Annotated in this window: 16 protein-coding genes; all 16 read left to right on the top strand. The window is 63.1% G+C overall.

Annotation, left to right across the window (positions count from 1 at the left end; genetic code table 11):
- Positions 1-25: 25 nt before the first annotated feature.
- The 16 genes from PTZ19_RS20355 (at position 26) to PTZ19_RS20280 (ending at position 21,279) form a co-directional block, all read left to right on the top strand.
- On the top strand, positions 26-1,408 hold the full coding sequence (locus PTZ19_RS20355; protein ID WP_276357184.1) for a sedoheptulokinase: 1,383 nt from the start codon (positions 26-28) through the stop codon (positions 1,406-1,408).
- On the top strand, positions 1,401-2,618 hold the full coding sequence (locus PTZ19_RS20350; protein WP_276357181.1) for an ROK family transcriptional regulator: 1,218 nt from the start codon (positions 1,401-1,403) through the stop codon (positions 2,616-2,618). Before PTZ19_RS20355 ends, PTZ19_RS20350 begins: the two co-directional genes overlap by 8 nt.
- A gap of 275 nt (positions 2,619-2,893) precedes the next feature.
- A complete protein-coding gene (locus tag PTZ19_RS20345) occupies positions 2,894-3,769 on the top strand; it encodes a carbohydrate ABC transporter permease (RefSeq protein WP_276357179.1) in 876 nt (291 codons plus the stop codon).
- Positions 3,770-3,780: 11 nt separating this feature from the next.
- Complete coding sequence (locus PTZ19_RS20340; protein ID WP_276357176.1) at positions 3,781-4,608, top strand: carbohydrate ABC transporter permease; 828 nt, start codon at positions 3,781-3,783, stop codon at positions 4,606-4,608.
- 136 nt (positions 4,609-4,744) lie between these two features.
- Positions 4,745-6,076, top strand: a complete 1,332-nt coding sequence (locus tag PTZ19_RS20335) for an ABC transporter substrate-binding protein (protein WP_276357173.1) — start codon at positions 4,745-4,747, stop codon at positions 6,074-6,076.
- A gap of 209 nt (positions 6,077-6,285) precedes the next feature.
- Positions 6,286-6,957 carry an aspartate/glutamate racemase family protein gene (locus PTZ19_RS20330; RefSeq protein ID WP_276357170.1) on the top strand — a complete coding sequence of 224 codons (672 nt, stop codon included), beginning with the start codon at positions 6,286-6,288 and terminating at the stop codon, positions 6,955-6,957.
- Position 6,958: 1 nt separating this feature from the next.
- Positions 6,959-8,473, top strand: coding sequence for an FGGY-family carbohydrate kinase (locus tag PTZ19_RS20325; protein WP_276357167.1), 1,515 nt, complete (start codon positions 6,959-6,961; stop codon positions 8,471-8,473).
- A gap of 32 nt (positions 8,474-8,505) precedes the next feature.
- Positions 8,506-9,423: a class II fructose-bisphosphate aldolase gene (locus PTZ19_RS20320; protein WP_276357165.1), complete on the top strand. Its 918-nt coding sequence runs from the start codon at positions 8,506-8,508 to the stop codon at positions 9,421-9,423.
- A 15-nt stretch (positions 9,424-9,438) separates the two neighbouring features.
- Positions 9,439-10,785, top strand: a complete 1,347-nt coding sequence (locus tag PTZ19_RS20315; protein ID WP_276357161.1) for an amylo-alpha-1,6-glucosidase — start codon at positions 9,439-9,441, stop codon at positions 10,783-10,785.
- Between the two features lie 35 nt (positions 10,786-10,820).
- The gene (locus tag PTZ19_RS20310; RefSeq protein ID WP_276357158.1) at positions 10,821-12,620 is read left to right on the top strand and encodes an MBL fold metallo-hydrolase; all 1,800 of its coding nucleotides are present in this window, start codon (positions 10,821-10,823) and stop codon (positions 12,618-12,620) included.
- A 40-nt stretch (positions 12,621-12,660) separates the two neighbouring features.
- Positions 12,661-15,096 carry an alpha-mannosidase gene (locus PTZ19_RS20305; RefSeq protein ID WP_276357154.1) on the top strand — a complete coding sequence of 812 codons (2,436 nt, stop codon included), beginning with the start codon at positions 12,661-12,663 and terminating at the stop codon, positions 15,094-15,096.
- Positions 15,093-17,660, top strand: coding sequence for a glycoside hydrolase family 2 protein (locus PTZ19_RS20300; RefSeq protein WP_276357151.1), 2,568 nt, complete (start codon positions 15,093-15,095; stop codon positions 17,658-17,660). Before PTZ19_RS20305 ends, PTZ19_RS20300 begins: the two co-directional genes overlap by 4 nt.
- 19 nt (positions 17,661-17,679) lie before the next feature.
- Positions 17,680-18,342: a class II aldolase/adducin family protein gene (locus PTZ19_RS20295; protein ID WP_276357148.1), complete on the top strand. Its 663-nt coding sequence runs from the start codon at positions 17,680-17,682 to the stop codon at positions 18,340-18,342.
- Complete coding sequence (locus tag PTZ19_RS20290) at positions 18,339-19,625, top strand: four-carbon acid sugar kinase family protein (RefSeq protein WP_276357147.1); 1,287 nt, start codon at positions 18,339-18,341, stop codon at positions 19,623-19,625. Before PTZ19_RS20295 ends, PTZ19_RS20290 begins: the two co-directional genes overlap by 4 nt.
- Before the next feature lie 50 nt (positions 19,626-19,675).
- Positions 19,676-20,314, top strand: coding sequence for a D-sedoheptulose-7-phosphate isomerase (locus PTZ19_RS20285; protein ID WP_276357144.1), 639 nt, complete (start codon positions 19,676-19,678; stop codon positions 20,312-20,314).
- On the top strand, positions 20,311-21,279 hold the full coding sequence (locus PTZ19_RS20280; RefSeq protein WP_276357141.1) for an ROK family protein: 969 nt from the start codon (positions 20,311-20,313) through the stop codon (positions 21,277-21,279). Before PTZ19_RS20285 ends, PTZ19_RS20280 begins: the two co-directional genes overlap by 4 nt.
- The last annotated feature ends 12 nt before the right edge of the window (positions 21,280-21,291 follow it).

The following is a 21,291-nucleotide window of genomic DNA, read 5'->3' as shown; positions in this document are numbered from 1 at the left end:
AAAAGCACGGAAGGGTGGGAGCGGGTTGAAACTCATCGGGCTGGACATCGGAACGACGTCCGTCTGCGGCGTGCTCATGGATGCCGAGACAGGGCAAGTCGCGAGAACGGTTTCGAGACCGAACCGGTCGGGCTTGGAATCCCCCCGCGATTGGGAATTCATCCAGGACGCGGCCGCCATTCTGCGCACGGTCGAAGACGTCGCCCGGGAACTCCGCGAAGGCGAGCCGGATATCGGGGGAATCGGCGTCACGGGGCAAATGCACGGCATCGTGTATGTGGACGAACGGGGAATTCCGGTGTCTCCGCTGTATACTTGGCAGGACCAGCGCGGGGACCTCCTTGCCGACGGCGATGTCTCCTACGTCGAGCGGCTTCGCCGACTGACCGGCTATTCCGTGGCGACCGGTTATGGCATGGCGACCCACTATTACCACGTCGCCACGGGCACCGTTCCGGCCGAAGCGGCTTCGTTCTGCACGATCCCGGATTTCGTCGCCGCCCGGCTGGCGGGACGATCGAAACCGGCGACGGATCCGACGAACGCGGCGAGCTTGGGCTTGTACCGGCTGGACGCGCTGGCGTTCGACGCGGAGGCGCTGGCGAAAGCGGGCATCGATCCCGCGCTGCTGCCGGAGCCGGTCCGTTCGGGCGCGGTGATCGGCGCCACGAGGGACGGGATTCCGGTCGCTTGCGCGATCGGCGATAACCAAGCCAGCTTCCTGGGCTCGGTCGGCGATATCCGCAAGTCGCTTCTCGTGAACGTCGGGACGGGCTCCCAGATTTCCGCCTATACGGAAGAGTATGGACAATGGGAAGAAATCGATACGCGTCCTTTTCCCGGCGGCGGATACTTGCTGGTCGGCGCTTCGTTGAGCGGAGGGAAGTCCTATGCGCTCCTGGAGCGGTTTTTCCGGGAAACGGGCGCATTGTTCGCAGGTGCCGAACAGGCGGAGCTTTACGAAATCATGAATAGATTGGCCGAGGAGCCGCCGGCGGACGGGACCGAACTGACGGTCCGCACGCGTTTCTTCGGGACGCGTGCGGACCCCCGCGCGCTCGGGGCGATCGAAAACATTGGCCCCGCGAATTTCACGCCGCGGCATTTGGTCCACGGATTCCTGGAAGGCATGATCGCGGAGCTGCGCCGGTATTACGACGCGTTCCCGGCGAAGGTCAAGGAATGGCTGGACACGATCGTGGCGTCCGGGAACGGGGTTCGCCGCAACCGCGCGTTATGCCGGAGGCTGGAACGGAGCTTCGGGTATCCGCTGGAGGTCCCGGCGTTTCCGGAGGAAGCGGCCTGCGGGGCGGCTTTGTCCGCCGGCGTCGGCTGCGGGGCGTATCCGGATTTCGGCCGGGCGGGCGCCAAGAAGATGAACCTGCGCAGGAGTGATGGCAGTGATTGATATCAAGGGCAAAAACATCCGGCACGTCAAAAACATGAACCGCAACGTCATCCTCGAGTTCATCCGGAACCAGGGGCCGATCACGAAGGCGGAGATCGCCGCGCGCACCCACTTATCCTTCACGGCGATCAACAACATCGTAGACGAACTGATCCGGGAAGGCTTGATCATGGAAGCCGGCTTCGACATTTCGAGCGGGGGCCGGAAACCGATCCTGCTCGACATCAATCCGAGCGGCGTGTATACCGTGGGCGTTCATCTCAGCGCTTTCTCCGTCAAGGCGGCCGTCATCAATTTCCGGGGCGCGCCGGTCGTGCAGGAAGAAACCAAGCTCGCGGACGCGGCGGACCGCGGCGCCCTCATCGCCTCGATCCTGCAAGCCGTCCAGTCCATCATCGACCTTTCCAAGCTGCCCAGGGAGAAGTTCGTCGGCATCGGCCTCGCTTCCCCGGGTCCGCTCGATCCGAACAAAGGCGTCATCCTGTCGCCTCCGAACCTTCCGGGTCTGGCTTCCGTTCCGATCCGGGATCTGCTGGAGGAGCGTTTCGGCATGACGGTGAGGATCGAGAAGGACGCCAACGTGATGGCGCTGTCCGAGCTTTGGTACGGCGCCGGGCGCGGGATGAGCAACATCGTCTACGTGGACGCGGATATCGGGATCGGCAGCGGAATCGTGTTCGGCCGCAAAATTTACCAAGGATTTCCGTACGGCGCGGGGGAAATCGGCCACGGCACGATCGAGCTCGACGGACCCAAGTGCAATTGCGGGAACTACGGCTGCCTGGAGGCCGTCGCGTCCGGGATGGCCGTCGTTCGGCGCGCGGGAGAGGAAATCCGCAGGGGGACCGGCAGCGAGCTGGCGCCGATGTATTTCGAACGGGAGGACTCCGTGGATCTGGAGGCCATCATCCGCGCGGCCAACCGCCGGGACGAACTCGCCGTGAACCTTCTCCGGGAATCCGCGAGATACGTCGGGATCGCCTTGGCCAACATCATCAACATGATCACGCCCGAGTCCATCGTGATCGGCGGCTGCCTCGTCAACGAGTATCCGCCGTATTTCGACCAACTGAAGGAAGTCGCTTTGCCCCGGTGTTTTTCGAGCTTCCACAAAGACAGCCTGCTTCAAAGCTCCGTCCTGAAAAGCCAGGCGGGCGTCATCGGCGCGGGGATTCTCGGATTGGAGAGGTTCTTGGCGGGAGCCTCCTGATTTTCGCCGTTCCAGTTATTACACATGAATAAAAAAGATCCGTTTTCGGAACGGTTTTCACTAGACATTTTGCACCGTCGAGCCTATAATACGGATATGAATCGGCTGGTCCGTGGTCACTTATTAAATTATGTTTAATAAGATTAAAGGTTTTTCAAGCGGCTGCATGCCGAACCGAAAATCGTTCCGGACCAGGCCGAACTTTTTGAAAACGGATTGAAAACGCTTCAAGCAAACGGCTGATCGGCATCGCGCTACGGAAAGGGAGGAAGGCCATGAAAACGAAGGTAAACAAGTCGGCATACGGATACCTGTTCATTTCCCCGTTTTTTATCGCTTATACGGTAATGGGACTGGTGCCGATTTTGTATACGCTCTATTTGAGTTTTACCAAGTGGGACGGGTTCACGGATCCCGTGTTCGTCGGCCTGGCGAATTACGAAAGGCTGCTGCACGATACGTTCTTCTATCAGACGATCGGCAACACGCTGATCATTTGGATTTTTTCCATCGTGCCGCAGCTCATTCTCGCTTTGCTGCTGGCGCTCATCCTGAACGAAAAGTTCATCCGCGGCAAACACTTTTTCCGGGCGGTCTTTTACTTCCCCCATATCATCACGCCGATCACGCTGGGCGTCATGTTCGCCTTGATGTTCGATTGGCAGACCGGCACCATCAACAAGCTGCTGATGAACGCCGGCCTGATCCAGGATCCGGTCCACTGGTTCAACAGTCCATGGTGGTCGAGGATCATCGCGGCATCCGTCATCTGCTGGCAATACTTCGGGTTCAATCTGATCGTGTTCATCGCCGGCATGCAGTCGATACCGACGGAGGTGTTCGAAGCGGCCCAGGTCGACGGGGCGACGAAGAAACAAGTGGCGCTGCGCATCACGCTGCCTTTGCTCCGGCCGGTCTTCCTGTTCACCTTGATCACCTCGGTCATCGGGGGCTTGCAGCTGTTCGACGCGCCGCTCATGCTGGGCGACGGTCCCGGCAACTCGGGGCGGACGATGATCATGTACTTGTACGAGACGGCCTTTAAAGCGTTCGATTACAGCTACGGCGGCGCGATCGCCTACGGCATTTTCGTCATCATCATGTTCTTCACCGCGATTACGACCAGAGCAACCCGAATGTTGAAGGAATAGGAGGGGGTCCGATGAAAGTCCAACAGATCGTCGTACGCGGGATCATCTACCTGTTCCTGATCGCCGTCGCCGTGACCTGTCTGATACCGTTTTACAGCATGATCATTACTTCCACCCACACGAACACCGATATCGCGCAGAAGCTGCTGCTCGTTCCCGGCGACCAGTTGGGCGAAAACTACAAGCGTCTGATGGCTTCGGTCAACATCTGGAGGGGGCTGGCGAACTCGGTCTTCGTCGCCGTCATCGCCACGGCGCTTGATCTCTACACGGCGTCGCTCGTCGGCTACGGATTTTCGAAATACAATTTCCGGTTCAAAAACGGGCTGTTCATGGTCGTGCTGGCCACGATGATGGTACCGGGACAGCTCGGAATCATCGGCTTTTACAAACTGATGGACACGTTCCACATGCTCGACACGTACTGGCCGATGATCTTGAACGGGCTGAGCAGCGCCTTCGGGGTGTTCTTGATCAAGCAATTCGCCGACGATTCGGTGCCGAACGAACTGCTGGAATCCGGCCGGATCGACGGATACGGGGAATTGCAGATTTTCCACCGGATCATGCTGCCGCTGCTGTCGCCCGCGCTGGCCACTTACGCGATTTTCTGTTTCATCGGCAAATGGAACGACTTCCTGACCCCGATGATCGTGCTGTTCGACAATAACAAGCAGACGCTGCCCGTCATGATCGCCAGCCTCCGCTCCCAGTTCACCGCCGATTTCGGCGCCCAGTACGTAGGCATCGTCATCTCCGTCGTGCCGATTCTCGTCTTCTTCTCCGCGATGTCCAAACGGATCATCAGCGGGGTGGCGGCCGGCGCGGTGAAGGGGTAAGCGGATCGACGGATCGGAACACTTCGCGAAAGGGGTGATGCCCGAAATCGCCGGACGAGGCGATCTGAGGCAAGCGCCATACGGATGAAAAGTCGGCTTTCGCATTACGACACGAACGAGAAGGGGAGAATTTCGTTTGAAAACGAAAAAATGGTTATCCACGTTGTTAGCCGCAAGCCTGATGGTTCTTCTGCTCGCCGCCTGCGGCAAAGGAAACGGCGAAGGAGCGTCTTCCGCTTCCCCGTCGCCTTCCGGCTCCGGCTCCGCGGCTCCCGCGACGCAGTCCGCCGCTCCGGCGGATCTCTCGGGCAATTTGGTCGTCTGGACTTATTTCGACCAGGTCAAAATCCTGGCTGAGCAATTCATGAGCAAGCACCCGAACGTGAAGGTCGACGTGCAAGTGTTCCCGGGCGACCAGTATCAGACGAAGCTGATGACGGCGCTGCAATCCGGCAAGAACGCGCCCGACATCATGGACCTGGACCACGGCTACATCGGCAAATTCCTGGAGTCCCCTTACCTGGCCGACCTGTCGGCGATGGGCGGGGAAGATCTCGTCAAAACCTACGTTCCTTACGTGACGGCTTACGGCCGTTCCGCGGACGGCAAGCTCCGCGCGATTTCCGACAACTCGTCTCCCGGCGGCTTCTGGTACGTGAAAGAAACCGCGAAGAAATATCTCGGCACCGACGATCCGGATCAAATCAGCGCCATGGTCGACAGCTGGGATAAAGTCATCGAGCTGGGCAAGAAAGTCGCCCAGGACAGCGGCGGCAAGGTTCATCTGATCCAAGGCGCCAGCGGCCTGTTCGACATCGAAGCTTTCAATACCGAGACTTGGGTGAAAGACGGCAAGCTGAACATCGATCCGAAATGGCAAGAAACGTATGCCACGCAGCTTAAAATCCGCAGTGAAGGCGTTGACGCCAAACTGGGCTTCATGTCCTCCGGCTGGGGCAGCGCGCTGAACGACGGCAGCGTCGTCCTGACGTCCATGCCTTCCTGGGCGACGTTCATGATCGACAACAAAGACGGCAAGGCGAAAGGCAAATACGGCATCGCCAAAACGCCGGAAGGCTGGTATAACGGCGGTCGTTGGGAAGCCGTCTACGAGAAGTCCCCGAACAAGGAACTGGCTTACGAATTCCTGAAATTCGTCGCCAGCCCGGAATGGCAGAAGTACAACCTGGAGAAAACGGGCAACATGCCGGGCAACGCCGCCGTATTCGACGAGCTTCAAGACACGTTCAAAGGCGAAATGTACGGCGACCAATTGATCCTCAAAGGTTTCGCCGAGCAAATGAAGAACATGCCGGCTCGCGAGCCGAACAAGTACGACGACGAAATCCTGTCCAAATGGGTGAAAGTCGCTTCCCAAGGCATCGACAACAACACGCCTTACGACGACGTAGTCGCCGCGTTCAAGAAAGAAGTCAAGAATACCTATCCGGAGCTTAAGGTCGAATAATCCGAGCTTGACGGAATAGGCGGCAGTTCAGCTGAATGGCGGTATCGGCCGCACCGGCGGAAGTTTGCGACGCATCCTTCCCGCCGGTGCGGATTTACATCCTGCCTCCTCGAGAGGCGCCTGACGTTGGAATATTCTGAAGCCCGCGGACGCGGGCGGCATCCATATAAAGCGAGAGAGATTGGATTCGAATGGAGGAGGGAGCCGGAATGGAGAAACCGAAGCTGGCCATTATCCATACGACGCCGGTGACCGTCGAAGCGTTGAAAACGCTGGCGGCGGAGATCATGCCGGGCTGGGACGTCCTGAATTTCGTGGACGATTCGATCCTGCCGCAGCTGGCCTCGAACGGCGGGCGCGTCGGTGACGTAACGGAACGATGGACCGCTTACGCCAGGTTCGCGGAACAGCAAGGCGCGGCTTGCGTGCTGAGCGCATGCTCGTCGGTCGGCGAAGCGGCGGAAGCGGCGCGAAGGGAGGTCGGCGTGCCGGTGCTGCGGATCGACGAGGCGATGGCGGAGGAAGCGGTCCGGGCGGGCCGCCGGATCGGCGTCGCCGCGACGCTGGCTTCGACGCTGGGGCCGACGAAACGCCTGATCGAGCGTAAAGCGAAGGAGGCCGGCCGGACGGTCGAGATCCGGGAAGGGCTCGCCTCCGAAGCTTACCGGCTGCTGATGGACGGCGACCGCGAAGGCCACGACCGCGTGCTGGCCGAGCTGTTGCTTCGGTTGGCCGAGGAGACGGACGTCGTCGTGTTGGCCCAGGCTTCGATGGCCCGCGTCCTCCCGTCGCTGCCGGAGCCGCTGCGCCCGAAATTCCTGACCAGCCCGCGCCTCGGCTTGGCGCATGTCGCCCGGACGATGGCGGATTCGGCAGGCTGACATGGGCGAGGATCGGCTGCTGCTCGGCCTCGATATCGGCACGACCCATTGCAAGGCGGCATTGTTCGCCGAAGACGGCCGCCTGCTGCGATCGGCCAAGGCGAATACGCGGAAATACGCCGAATCGGGCCTGGAGTATTACGACCCGGAACGGCTGTGGGAAGACCTCGCGGCCTTGATCCGCGAGGCGGTCCCGCCCGAAGCGGCGAGACGCGTCGCCGCCGTAGGCGTGACGAGCATGGCGGAGACCGGACTGCTCGTGGACGCCGAAGACGGCCGGGCGCGGACGCCGCTGATCCCCTGGTATTCTCCATGCGCGAAACCCCAGGCGGAGCTCGTCGAGGCGGACAGCGATCCGCTCGAGCGCTTCGCGGCGACGGGGCTTCGGTCCAGCTTCAAATACGGGCTGGCGAAGCTGCTGTGGCTGAAGGAAAAGGAGCCTTCTGCGCTCGAACGCGCCGTCTGGCTGTCGGCCGCCGACTACGCGGCCTTCCGGCTGACCGGCGCCCTGGCAACCGACTATACGCTGGCGGCCCGGACGTACGCGTTCCGCATCGACCGCAAGGAATGGGACCGGGAATGGATCGGCCATTTCGGCCTGCGTCCATCGCTCTTTCCCGAAGCGGTGCCGAGCGGGACGGCGGTCGGCCGGGTAACGAAGGAGGCGGAGGCGGCCGCGGGTTTGCCCGCCGGTGTGCCGGTCGCGATCGCCGGTCACGATCACGTGGCGGCAAGCGTCGCCGCCGGCGTCGTCCGGCCGGGCACGGTGATGGACTCGATCGGCACCGCGGAGACGCTTGTCGGCGTCCTCCCCGAACGGGGGCTGACGGAGCGCGACTTCGCGTCGGGCCTCTCGTTCGGCCTCCATCCGGCGGAAGGCCGGATGTTCTGGATGGGCGGGCTCTCCGCGTCGGGCGGATCCGTCGAATGGTTTCGCTCGGCGTTGTCGGATGCTTCGCCGGGTTACGAGAAGATTTCGGATTTGCTCAGCGGCTTGCCCTTGGAGGAGCCGAGCGGAATCGTGTATTTTCCCTACTTGTCCGGCAGCGGGGCGCCGCTTCCGGATCCCGACGCGAAAGCGGCGTTCCTGGGATTGACCGCCCGGCTCGGGCAAGCGGATCTGCTCAAAGCCGTCCTGGAAGGCACGGCCTACGAGATGGAATCGATCCGCCGCGCGGCGGAACGGATCGCCGGCATGGCGATCGAACAGTCGGTCGCGACAGGCGGCGGCGTACGCAACCGGCACTGGCTGCAGATCAAGGCGAACGTGTCCGGCCGCCGGATCCGCGTCGCGGACCATCCGGAAACGGCGCTGCTGGGCGCCGCCATGCTGGCGGGCATCGGCGCCGGCGTGTACGGGAACCTGGAACAAGCGATGACGGCCGCGGCGGATCGGCGGAGCGAAGACGTCGTCGAACCGCATGCCGCCGCGTTCGAAAAATACCGACGCCTGTACGAAGAAGTTTACGTCCCGATGCAACAACCTTTACGACGTTATTCCAAGACGATCATCTGAAGATATTCCTACAGAAAAGAGCGTGGATGTACATGAGCCAGGCAAGACCCTCGAACGTGATCACCCTGAAGCAAGCGTTGGAAATGGCCGAGAAACACGGATACGCGACGGGTTCTTTCTCCCCCCGTTACACGCCGATGATCCTGCCGGTGCTGCGCGCCGCGGAGAAATCGCAGTCGCCCGCGATCGTGCAGATTTCGCAAAAGGAGCTCGCGCGCTACGGCATCACGCCCGCCGAATTCGGAGAAGAGTTCTATGCCCGCGTGCGCGGCGAGAACATCACCGTTCCGATCGTCCTTCATCTCGACCATACCAAGGAAATGGGCACGATCGTCGAGGCGATCGAAGCGGGCTTCACGTCGGTCATGATCGACGCCTCCGAGAAAAGCCTGGAAGACAACATCGCCGCCTCACGCGAAGCGGCGGAGTACGCGCACGCCCGCGGCGTCTCGGTGGAAGCCGAGCTCGGCATGATCGGCACGACGGATTTCGTGGAGACGGACAAAGACGAGGAATTGTACACCGATCCGCGGGAAGCCCGGTATTTCGCCGAGCAGACGAAAGTCGACGCGCTGGCCGTCTCCTGCGGCACCGCGCACGGCGTCTACATGGTCCGCGAGCCGAAAATCGACTACGGCCGCCTGCAAGCCATCCGCGCGCTCACTCCGGTGCACTTGGTGCTGCACGGCGGTTCCGGCGTGCCGGCCGAGATGATGGCCAGAGCGATCGCGCTGCCGGGCGGAGGGGTCAGCAAGGTGAACATCGCGACCGACCTCGAGCTGGCATTCCTCGGCGCGCTTGGGCGCGAAGAGCGGCTGACCAACGCGGAATGCAAGGCGCTGGGTCCGGAGTCGCTCGAACTCGGCCGGGCCGCCGTCGAGCGCACGGTCGCCGACAAAATCGCGAATTTCCTCGGCAGCAAAGGCAAAGCCGCGGTTTTCGCGGGATAAACGGGGAGAACGACGATGGCGGACGAGGCTTGGAAAACGTTGGTGCGGGAAGCCTGGAACCATGCGGAGAGCACGCTGCTCGGCAACGGAGGCGAGCTGGGGCTGCTCGGCTCGAACCAGGCCTACCGGCAGGTATGGGCGCGGGACAGCATGATCTGCGGCTTCGGCTTGATGCTTGCCTCCGCCGAAGAAGGCGCCGCGATCCACGGCCGGTCGCTGGACACGCTTCGCCGTTTCCAGAGCGCGCTCGGGAAAATCCCGCATAACGTCGGCTTCACGGACGTGGAGGATCCGGCGCTGATCGCGCACGGAGGAAAGCTGGAGCCGGGCGGCAAGACCGGCGCCGCGGTCGAGGACACGATCCACGCGGGTTGCGTGGACGGGAATTTGTGGTACATCGTGGGGCATTACTACGCCTATCGGATCGGCAAGGACCTCGCCAAGCTGCGGGAGGCGTGGCCCAGCCTGGAGAAGGCTCTGCTCTGGCTGCGATACCAGGATTCCAACGAATGCGGCTTGCTGGAAGTGCACGAAGCGATGGATTGGGCCGACCTGTTCGCCAACCGCTATAACGTGCTGTACGACAACGTGCTGTATTACGCGGCATGGAAGGGCATGGCGGAGATGGCCGAAGCGCTCGGCCAGCCGTCCGAGGCGTATCGGGTGAGCGCGGTCGACGTCCGGCGCAAGATCAACGCGCTGCTGTGGGTCGGACCGGAGCGGCCGCTCGACCTGGAGTGGGTGGCGAACGAGCGGAAGGAATGGCTGTACCCGCTGAAGCGCGTGCACACGGAGCTGGTGGAACGGCCGTTCTATTTGCCTTATATGGGATTCCGGGATTACGCCGACCGGTTCGATACGCTGGGCAACCTGCTCGCGATTCTGTTCGGCGTGGCAAGCGCGGAGCAGGCGGACAAAATCCTCGATTACATCCACGGCTGCGGCTTGAACGAGCCGTTCCCGGTCCGCTGCCTGTATCCGCCGATCCAGCCGGGCGACAAGGATTGGCGCGATTATTACCGCGTCCGCAACCTCAACCTGCCGAACCATTACCACAACGGAGGAGCCTGGCCGTTCATCGGCGGATTTTACGTGGCCGCCCTCGTGAAGGCGGGCAGGTACGCGGAGGCGGAATACCAGCTCGGCAAGCTGGCGGAAATGAACCGGCTCGGCAAACGGCGGGAATGGGAGTTCAACGAGTGGTTCCACGGCTTGTCCGGACGCCCCATGGGCTACGGCGGCCAATCCTGGTCGACGGCGATGTTCCTTTTCGCCGCCGAAAGCGTCCAACGCGGGAGCGTCCCGGTTTTTAACGGGGAGAACGGCTGGGACGGTTCCGACGACCCCGTCCGGACCGCCTGATTCGCCTGATTCGCCAGAACGAGGAGGCACCGAACATGTTCCAACGACTGTCCGAAAACCTATATTCGTTCCGGGATACGTGCCAGGTCTACGCGGCGAGGAACGGCAACGAAGCCGTGCTCGTCGATTTCGGCAGCGGAGAGATCCTGGACCGGCTGGCGGAGATCGGGGTGACGCGGGTGGCCGCGATCCTGATGACGCATCACCACCGCGACCAGGCGCAAGGGCTGGAACGGGCCGTCCGGGCGGGCATCCCGATCTGGGTGCCCCACAACGAGCAGGAGCTGTTCGCGGAAGTCGACGCGTATTGGCAGGCCCGGGAACTGATGAATAACTACAATGTCCGTCAGGACCGCTTCTCGCCGCTCGAGCCGGTGCCGATCGCCGGGACGCTGAAGGATTACGAAACGGTGCGCCATGCGGGCGTCGACTTGACGGTGGTGCCGACGCCCGGCCATACGGTGGGCTCGGTCAGTTTCCTGTCCCGAATCGACGGCCGCGCGGTCGCGTTCACCGGCGACTTGATCTACGGTCCCGGCCAAGTCTGGTCGCTGGCGGCGACGCACTGGTCGTACGGCGGCGGGGAGGGCTTGGCCCACTCCGTGCTGTCGCTGCTGGACTTGAAAGACCGCGGCCCGGACCTGCTGCTTCCCTCGCATGGCCATGTCATGGAAAAGCCGTCGGAAGCGATCGACTTGCTGGTTGAACGTCTCTGGGAGCTGCTGCGCTTCCGCCGGCAGTTCGAAGGCTTGCTGAACCTGAGGGAACGGCCTTTCGAAGAGGTGACGCCGCACCTGCTCCGCAACCGGACCAGCTTCGCCTACCATTACGTGCTGCTGTCGAAGAGCGGCAAAGCGCTCTATTTCGACTTCGGCCACGATTTCCTCATGGGCTTGCCGGCCGGCACGGAACGGTCCTCGCGCAGACCTTGGCTGTATACGCTCGGAGCGCTCAAGAAGCAGTATGGCGTCACGAAGATCGACGCGGTCGTGCCGACGCATTACCACGACGATCACGTCGCCGGCCTGAACCTGCTGCGGGACCGAGAAGGCGCGCAGGTGTGGGCGGCGGTCGCGTTCTCCGATATTTTGCGCCGACCGGAGTTTTACGATTTGCCCTGCCTCTGGTACGACCCGATCCCGGTCGACCGGGAGTTGGGGCTCGGAGAGCCGATCCGCTGGGAAGAGTACGAATTCACGCTGTATCCGCTGCCGGGACATACGCTTTACGCCGTCGCGATTTTCCTCGAAGTCGACGGCAAGCGGGTGCTGATTGCCGGCGACCAGTACCATGGCGGGGAAGGCATCATGGAAAATTACGTCTATCCGAACCGCTATCGGATCGACGATTTCGCGGACAGCGCCGCGTTGTACGCGAAGCTGCGGCCGGACTGGATCTGCACCGGCCATTGGTCGCCGCTGCGGGTACAGCCCGGCTACTACGAGGAGTTGGCCGAGCGGGGGGAGAAGCTGGCGCGGATTCATCGGGACCTGCTCCCGCTGGAGGAGGTCGACTTCGGCGCCGAAGGCGCGGGCGCGCGTCTCACCCCTTACCAAGCCCGCGTCCGCTTAGGGCAGACGTTCGAGATGGAGGCGGAAGCGAAAAACCCGTACCGGCGCGAAGCCCGCGCGGAGGTTCGCCTCCACGCGCCGCCCGGGTGGACCGTGGAACCGGCAGCGGCGGTCGTGACGCTGCCGCCGGGCGAATGGGGACGCGCCAAGTTCCGCGTCACCCCGGGGACGCCGGGGCGGCGCCAACGGGTGGCCGCGGACGTCACGGTGGACGGCGCGCGCTTCGGCCAGCTGGCGGAAGCGCTCGTGACGGTTCGGGAGTAGGAGCAGCCGATTACAGACAGACCCATTGGAGGGATCGTGGATGAAAGAGAAGCAGCTGTACATGATCGGGAACGCGCATTTGGATCCGGTCTGGTTGTGGCAATGGCAAGAAGGCGTCCAGGAGACGAAAGCGACGTTCCGCTCCGTGCTGGACCGCATGAGCGAATACCCGGACTTCGTGTTCACGTCCAGCTCGGCCGCGTTTTACGAGTGGGTCGAGGAGAACGAGCCGAAAATGTTCGAGGAAATCCGCCAGCGCATCCGCGAGGGCCGCTGGCACCTCTGCGGCGGCTGGTGGATCCAGCCGGACTGCAACATCCCGGGCGGCGAATCGTTCGTGCGCCAGGGCTTGTACGGCCAGCGCTACTTCCTCGAGAAATTCGGCGTCATGTCGAAAATCGGCTACAACGTGGACAGCTTCGGCCACCACGGCATGCTGCCGCAAATCCTGAAGAAAAGCGGCATGGACTACTACGTCATGATGCGCCCGATGCCGAACGAAAAAGGCTTGCCTTCCCGCACGTTCGTCTGGGAGTCCGACGACGGCTCCCGCGTGCTGGCTTACCGGCTGCCTTTCGAATATTGCACCTGGGGCAAAGACCTGGACAAACACGTCGAGCGCTGCATCGGCGAGCTGAAGGAACCGGTGGACGACCTGATGGTGTTCTACGGCGTGGGCAACCACGGCGGCGGCCCGACGAAGGAAAACATCGAGAGCATCCGGCGCATGGACGCCGATCCCTCGTTCCCGCGCCTCACGTTCGCTTCGCCGCTCGACTTTTTCAAGAAAGTCGAAAAACTGGAGCATCCCGTCGTTCACGACGACCTCCAGCATCACGCCAGCGGCTGCTACGCCGCGCACAGCGGCATCAAGATGTGGAACCGGCAGGCGGAGAACAAGCTGATCTTGGCGGAGAAGTGGTCCGCGCTCGCCGAGCGCGTGAACGGGCAGAAATACCCGAAGGACTTCCACCGCGCTTGGAAAAACGTGCTGTTCAACCAATTCCACGACATCCTGGCCGGCACGAGCATCGAGCCCGCCTACGAGGATGCCCGCAACATGCACGGCGAGGCGATGTCGATCGCGGAGCGCGGCCTCAACTACGCGGTCCAATCGTTTTCCTGGAACGTCGGGATCGAGCAGGAAGAGGGCATGAAGCCGATCGTCGTGTTCAATCCGCACGCTTGGGAAAGCCGGGCGAACGTGGAGGTCGAGATTTCGCCGATCCGCGATTACACGGTGCTGGTCGACGAGACGGGCAAGCAGGTGCCGTACCAGCTCGTACAGTCGCTCGCCACGGCGAACGGCCGGTGGCGCATCAGCTTCATCGCCGAACTGCCCCCGATGGGGTACCGCGTTTACAAGGTGCTGAACCGCGAAGACGGTCCGGCCAAGCTGGCGGCGCCGTCCGTCCATTCGAACGATTATTCGATGGAGAACGACCGCTTCCGGCTTGAATTCGATCCGAACACGGGCTTCATCTCCCGTCTGCACGACAAAAAAGCCGGCTTCGACGTGTTCGACGGACCGGCCGCGGTGCCGGCGGTCATCGAGGACAAGTCGGATACGTGGAGCCACGACGTGTTCCATTTCCAAGACAAGATCGGCGAATTCAAGGCGCGCAGCGTGCGCCGCGTCGAGCACGGGCCGGTCAAATCGGTCATCCGCGCGAAGAGCGAATACGGCCGTTCGACGCTCGTGCAAGACTTCACGATGTACCGCGACCTGGACTATATCGACGTGAAAGTGACGGTCGACTGGCGCGAGCATTTCAAAGCGCTGAAGCTCGTGTTCCCGATCAACCTGCAATTCACCAAGCAGACCTACGAAATCCCCTACGGCTTCAAGGAACGCGAGCATAACGGCGAAGAAGAGCCGGGGCAAGGCTGGGTCGACTATACCGGCATCATCCGGGGCGAAGGCTCGTTGTACGGCCTGTCCCTGATCAACGACGCGAAATACAGCTACAGCATGCTAAACAAGGAATTGGCCCTGACCGTGCTGCGCAGCCCGATCTACGCGCACCACGTGCCGCGCGTGCCGGACGAGGACGGCCACTATTCGTTCATCGACCAAGGCATCCAGACCTTCCGGTACCGCCTGCTGCCGCATCAAGGCAGCTGGGAGACGGCCGGCACGGTGAAACGCACGCTGGAGCTGAACCAGCCGCCGGTCGCGATCATCGAGACGTATCACCAAGGGCCCCTGCCGCAGAAGGATTCGTACCTGTCGGTGGACCGGGACAACATCATCGTCAGCGCGGTGAAGAAGGCCGAGGACAACGACGACCTCATCGTGCGCTGCTACGAGTCGGCCAAGAAGACGACGAAAGCCGTGCTGCGCTTCCCGCAATGGAACCGGACGGTGGAGGCGGAATTCGGTCCCTGCGAGATCAAAACGCTGCGGATCCCGGCGGACCCGAACGCGCCGGCCGTCGAGACGAATTTGCTCGAAATGGAAGGTGACCGGGGTTGAACGGCCGGATCAGCCTGAACGGCAGCGACTGGCTGTTCAAGGATTTCGTCGGCGAGGATTGGGTATGGCGCGACGCGGAGAAGCCGGACTCCAAGGACGTCCGCTGGTGGCGGAAAGGAACCGTGCCGGGCACGGTTCTCCACGACGTCTGGCAAAACGGCGAAACGCCGGATCCGTATTTCGAGCGCAACAGCCTGCTGGCCGAATGGGTGCCGGAGCGCACGTGGGTGTATAAAAAATGGTTTCCCGTGGACGAGAAGCTCCGCGGGCAACGCATCCGGCTCCATTTCGAAGGGGTCGATTACGCAGCCCGATTCTTCCTGAACGGCAAGCAACTCGGCACGCATGAAGGCATGTATACGCCGGCGGTGTTCGAAGTCGGCGGCGAACTGCGGTATGGCGAGGACAACCTGCTGGCCGTCGTGATCGAGAAAGCGCCGGACGAACAGCCGCAAGTGAGCCAAACGCGTTACGTGCGCACGCATAAAAGCCGGATGACGTACTGGTGGGACTTCTGTCCGCGCATGATCCACCAGGGCATCTGGGACGACGTGTACCTGGAAGTTACCGGGCCGGTGCTGCTGGAGGACGTCTACGTGCGGCCGCAGCTGTCGGATGATGCACGAGCCGCCTATGTATCGGTTTCCTCGGCTTTGGCTTCGGATCGGGCGGCGGTCGTCGAGGCGAACGTCGCGCTGTCGCTGGATGGCCGTACCGTCGCCTCCGCGCAAAGCCGGCATGCGGTCGCGGCCGGAGAAACGCGGCTGAACGCGATGATCGAGCTGCCGGACCCGCAGCTGTGGTGGCCGAACGGCTCGGGCGAGCAGCCTTTGTACGAAGCCCGCTTGACCGTGACCGAAGTTGGCGGGACATCGCCCTCCGCGGAACGCGAGGTCAAGTTCGGCATCCGCGAGGTGCGATTCGAACGCAACGACACCCCGGACGACGGCGCGAAGCCCTACAAGCTGGTCGTGAACGGCGAACCGACGTTCATCAAGGGCTGGAACTGGGTGCCGATCGACGTGATGTACGGCGTGCCCCGGCCGGAGAAGCTGGAGCGGCTGCTGCAGCTGGCGCGGCGCGCGGGCGTGAACCTGCTTCGGATCTGGGGCGGGGGCCTGATCGAGAAGGAAGCTTTCTATGACCTTTGCGACCGTTACGGCATCCTGGTGTGGCAGGAATTCATCCAATCGAGCTCCGGCATCGCGAACAAGCCGAGCACCGATCCGGAATTCCTGGAGCTGATGGCCCGGGAGGCGGAGGCGATTGTCCCGCGCAAGCGGAATCACCCGTCGCTCGCGATCTGGTGCGGAGGCAACGAGCTGCAGGCGGACGACGGGTCGCCGCTGGACGACGACGAACCGGTGCTCGCGGTGCTCAAGGACGCGGTGCGGCGGCTGCATCCCGGCGCGCTCTGGCTGCCGACTTCCCCCAGCGGTCGACTGTTCATGAACAGCCTCGAAAATATCGAAAACGACCCGACGGGCATGCACGACGTGCACGGTCCGTGGGAGCACCAGGGGCTGACCGCCCACTATACGCTGTACAACCGCGGAACGTCCCTGCTGCACAGCGAGTTCGGCGTCGAGGGCATGACGAACCTCAAGGCGCTGAACGCGACGATCTCGGCCCCGAACCAATGGCCCGCGGGCAAGGACAATCCGGTGTATTTCCACCGGGGCTCTTGGTGGAACAACGAGCAACTGGTGCAGGAATCGTTCGGCGGGGAGATCAAGGACGTCCTGACGATGGTCCGGGCGAGCCAATTCCTCCAGGCTGCCGGGCTCGGCTACGCGCTCGAAGCGAACCGCCGGCGGAAGTGGCAGAGCAGCGGCACGCTGCCGTGGCAGTTCAACGAACCGTTCCCGAACGCTTGGTGCACGTCGGCGCTCGATTATTACGCGAATCCGAAAGCCGTCTATTATTCGGTTGCCCGGGCGTACCGGGAGACGGCGATCACGGCCCGCTTCGACCGGATGGCATGGGCCGGACACGAACGGTTCACGGCCGAGCTGTGGACGGTAAGCTCGTCCAAGCTGCCCCTGGAAGGGATCGTCGCCTCCTGGCGGCTGGCCGGGGCGAGCGGCACGGCGTACGGGGAAGGCTCCGGCGGCGTGACGATTCCGTCCCGGAAGCCGGTGCAAGTCGGAAGCATCGAAGCGGCGCTAGACGGCATGCGGGACGACGTGTTCTTCCTTTCGCTGGAGCTGACCGACGCGTCGGGCCGGCTGCTGGCGGACAATCGCTACACGTTCAGCCGGTCGGCAGACATGCGGCCGATGTTCGCCTTGCCTCAAACGGAAGTGCGCGTCACGAAACGGGACCGCGAAGGGGACGGCTGGCTGCTGGAGCTCTCCAATCCGGGGGGCAGCGCGGCGCTGCAAGTGCGTCTGGAAGACGCGCGCCCGCTGGGCGCCGGCGGATACGCCTACTTCTCGGACAACGATTTTACGCTGCTGCCCGGCGAACGCCGGGCGATCGAAGTCGATTGGAGCGGCGTGGCGGCGGGAGAGCGGAAGCTCGAGCTGTCGGGATGGAATTTCGAAACGATAACGATGGGCTGAGGAAGGCGGTGGAGTCTCGATGTTGGACGCGATAACGGCAAGACGGCAGCTTCGGGAAACCGGCCTTTATATGATGCAATACGGTTTGGCGTGGGGGAACGCGGGGAACATCAGCGCCCGCACGGGCGAGGATACGTACATGATCAGCGCCAGCGGGACGTTTCTCGGCGAGCTCGCGGACGAGGACTTGGTGGAATGCCGGTTCGACGGGACGCTCGTCGATCCGGCCGCGAAGAAACCGTCCAAGGAAATGCCGATGCACCGGGCGGTGTACGAGAGCCGTCCGGAGATCGGCGCCGTCCTGCACGCCTCGCCGTTTTACAGTACGCTGTTCGCTTGCTCGGACCTGGAGCTACCGTCGGATTTGTTCGTAGAGACGATGTACTATCTGGAGCGCGTGGTCCGCGTGCCCTACTGCCACCCCGGCTCGGCCGATCTGGGCGAGGCGGTGCGCCGAAAAGCGCGGGAGGCGAACGTGCTGCTGCTCGAAAACCATGGGGTGCTCGTTTACGACACGTCGGCGAAGGAAGCGAGAATGGCGCTCCAGACGCTGGAGACCGCTTGCCGCATGTGGGTCGTCGCCCAGTCGTCGGGCGCCCGATTGAACCGGCTTCCGGCCGGCGTCGTCGACGATTTCCTGGAACGTTCGGGATACCGTCCCCGCCGGAGGTGGGACGCATGATCGGCGTCGTGGCCGACGACATCACCGGCGCGGGCGACATCGGCCTCATGTTCGCGAAAGCGGGCTATGCCGCCCATGTCTACAGTTTCGCGTCCGGAGGCGAACCGTATCCGAATCTGGACGAAGCCGACGTCGTCATTCTCGACACGGACTCGCGTTTCGATCCGGCGGAGACCGCGTACGCCAAAGTGCAGGAGGCGACGCGGGAGTTGCGGCGTCTGGGGTGCACCCGGTTCGTGAATAAAACCTGCTCCGTCTTCCGCGGCAATATCGGCGCGGAGTTCGACGCGATGCTGGACGCGCTGGACGAACCGTTCGCCGTCGTCGTGCTGGGCTTTCCGAAGAACGGCCGCACGACGAAGAACGGCATCCATTACGTCCACGGCAAGAAGCTCGAAGAATCGGAGTTCCGCGCCGATCCCGTGCATCCGATGACCCGTTCCGACCTGTCCGGCATCCTGGGCGCCCAAACCCGCCGCAATGTCTCCGAGATCCACCAGCCGGTCATCGACCAGGGGGCGGAGGCGCTGCGCCGGGCGATCGCGGAACGGAAGCGGGCCGGCGGCTACTTGATTCTGGACGTGGCCGACCAGGCCTCGCTGCGGACGATCGCCGAAGCGGCGAGCGGCGAGCGCGTACTCTGCGGCAGCTCCGCCTTGTCCGAGGAGCTGGCGTTGCTGGAAGCGGAGACGTCGCCTCCGAAGGCGAAGCCGCCTTCGCTTCCCGAACGCACGGACGCCGGCCTGTTCATCGCGGCCGGTAGCCTGATGCCGCAGACCGCGGCGCAGCTCTCCGAGCTGAAAGCGGCGGGCATCCGCGTCGTCGAGTTGGACACCCTGCCGCTCTTGGAGCCGGAAACCCGGTTGGCGCGGATCGCTTCGCTGGCGGAGGAGATCGCCGGCCTCATGCGCTCCGGCAAGCACGTCGCGGTCCATTCCGCGAACGACCCGGAGCAAGTAAACCGGACGAAAGCCGCCGGCGGGCAGAGGGGATTGTCGAACACCGAGGTGTCCCGGATCGTCTCGGGCTCGCTCGCGGAGCTGACGGCCCAGGTGCTTGAGGCGACCGGGCAGAGGCGGGCGATCGTCGCCGGAGGCGATACGTCGGCGGCGGTCTGCGCCCGGCTCGGCGTGCGGGGCATGCGCATCGTCTCCGAGATCGAGGCGGGACTGCCGTCCTGCCTGACCTTCGGGGAAAGGCCGATGCTGCTCGCGCTGAAATCGGGCAGCTTCGGCAAACCGGACTTTTTCCTCAAAGCCTTAGACCATTTGTTGAACTTATAAAACGGAAAACCATCCAGACGGAAACGAACATCGGAGAGGGGGAAACGGCGATGAATCCGATTCTCGGGAAGCTGTACGCCAAATATCCGGAATTGCAGCAAGCGAATTCGGAGCAGATCGAGCAAGCGTACCGAATTCTCCGGACCGGTTTCCGGAACGGAGGCAAGCTTCTCGTATGCGGCAACGGCGGCAGCGCCGCCGACGCGGAACATATCGTGGGCGAATTGATGAAGGGGTTCCTGAAGCAGCGGCCCGTCCCGGAAGCGTTCCGGGAGAAGCTCGCCGCAGTGGACGGGGAATCCGCCGCTTATATTTCCAAGTACCTGCAGGGCGCCTTGCCGGCGATTTCGCTGGTCGGCCACGCGGCGTTATCCACCGCTTACGCCAACGATGCCGCGCCCGACCTGGCTTTCGCCCAACAGGTTTACGGTTACGGCCAGGCGGGCGACGTCCTGCTCGGAATCAGCACGTCCGGCAACTCGGCGAACGTCCTGCACGCCCTTCGCGTGGCCAAGGCGATCGGCATGCGGACGATCGGGCTGACCGGCCGCTCCGGCGGACGGATGAACGATCTCTGCGACGTGTCCATCCGCGTCCCGTACGACTCGACGCCGGACATCCAGGAGCGGCACCTGCCGATTTATCACGCGCTCTGCATTATGGTGGAAGAGGAGTTTTTCGCGTCATGACACTTCTTGGGGGCATGGACATCGGGGGAACCAAATGCGCCGTCACGCTCGGCAGGGTGAAGGAGCAGGGGATGGAACTGCTGGTCCGGCAAAGCTTCCCGACTCCCCCTACGCCGGAGGAGACGCTCGCTGCGTTAATGGATACGATGGAGCGGCTGCTCGCGGAGAAACATTCCGAAGAGCCGCTGCAAGCGATCGGCATCAGCTGCGGGGGTCCGCTGAACAGCCGGTCGGGCATCGTCCTGTCGCCGCCGAACTTGCCCGGCTGGGACCGCATCGACTGCGTCACCCCGGTCCGGGAGCGGTTCGGCGTCCCGGTGGGCCTGCAGAACGACGCGAACGCCTGCGCGCTGGCGGAATGGAAATGGGGAGCGGGCAAAGGCTGCAGCAACATGGTGTTCCTCACGTTCGGCACGGGCATGGGCGCCGGACTCATCCTGAACGGGCAGTTATACGCCGGGACGAACGACATGGCCGGGGAAGTCGGCCACATCCGGCTCGCGGACGACGGGCCCCTCGGCTACGGCAAGGCGGGCTCGTTCGAAGGCTTCTGCAGCGGCGGAGGCATTGCCTTGCTCGCCAAGGACCGCGCGAAGGCCGCGATCGAGGAAGGGAATCCGCCGTCGTTCTGCGCGGCGGCCTCCGAACTGGACGACGTCACGGCGCAAACAGTCGGGGAAGCGGCCCAGCACGGCGACCCGCTCGCGCTCGAGATTTACCGCGAAGTGGGCCGGCGGCTCGGGCAAGGGCTGGCCATTCTCGTGGATCTGCTGAATCCGGAGCGCATCGTCATCGGCAGCATTTACGGGCGGCAGCTCTCCATTCTCGAACCGATCGTGAAGGATTATTTGGAGCGGGAGGCGCTGTCCATCAATCGGAAAGCTTGTCAGGTCGTCCCGGCCGGACTCGGGGAAATCGTCGGCGACGTGGCCAGTCTGTCCGTCGCCGCGGCGATGCTGGGGTAATCGGCCGCCTCG

The organism is Cohnella caldifontis (genome assembly GCF_029360585.1).
In the GTDB taxonomy this organism is placed as follows: Bacteria; Bacillota; Bacilli; order Paenibacillales; family Paenibacillaceae; genus Cohnella; species Cohnella caldifontis.
Note: the sequence above shows the minus strand (reverse complement) of the source record. Positions and strands in the feature narration are given on the sequence as shown.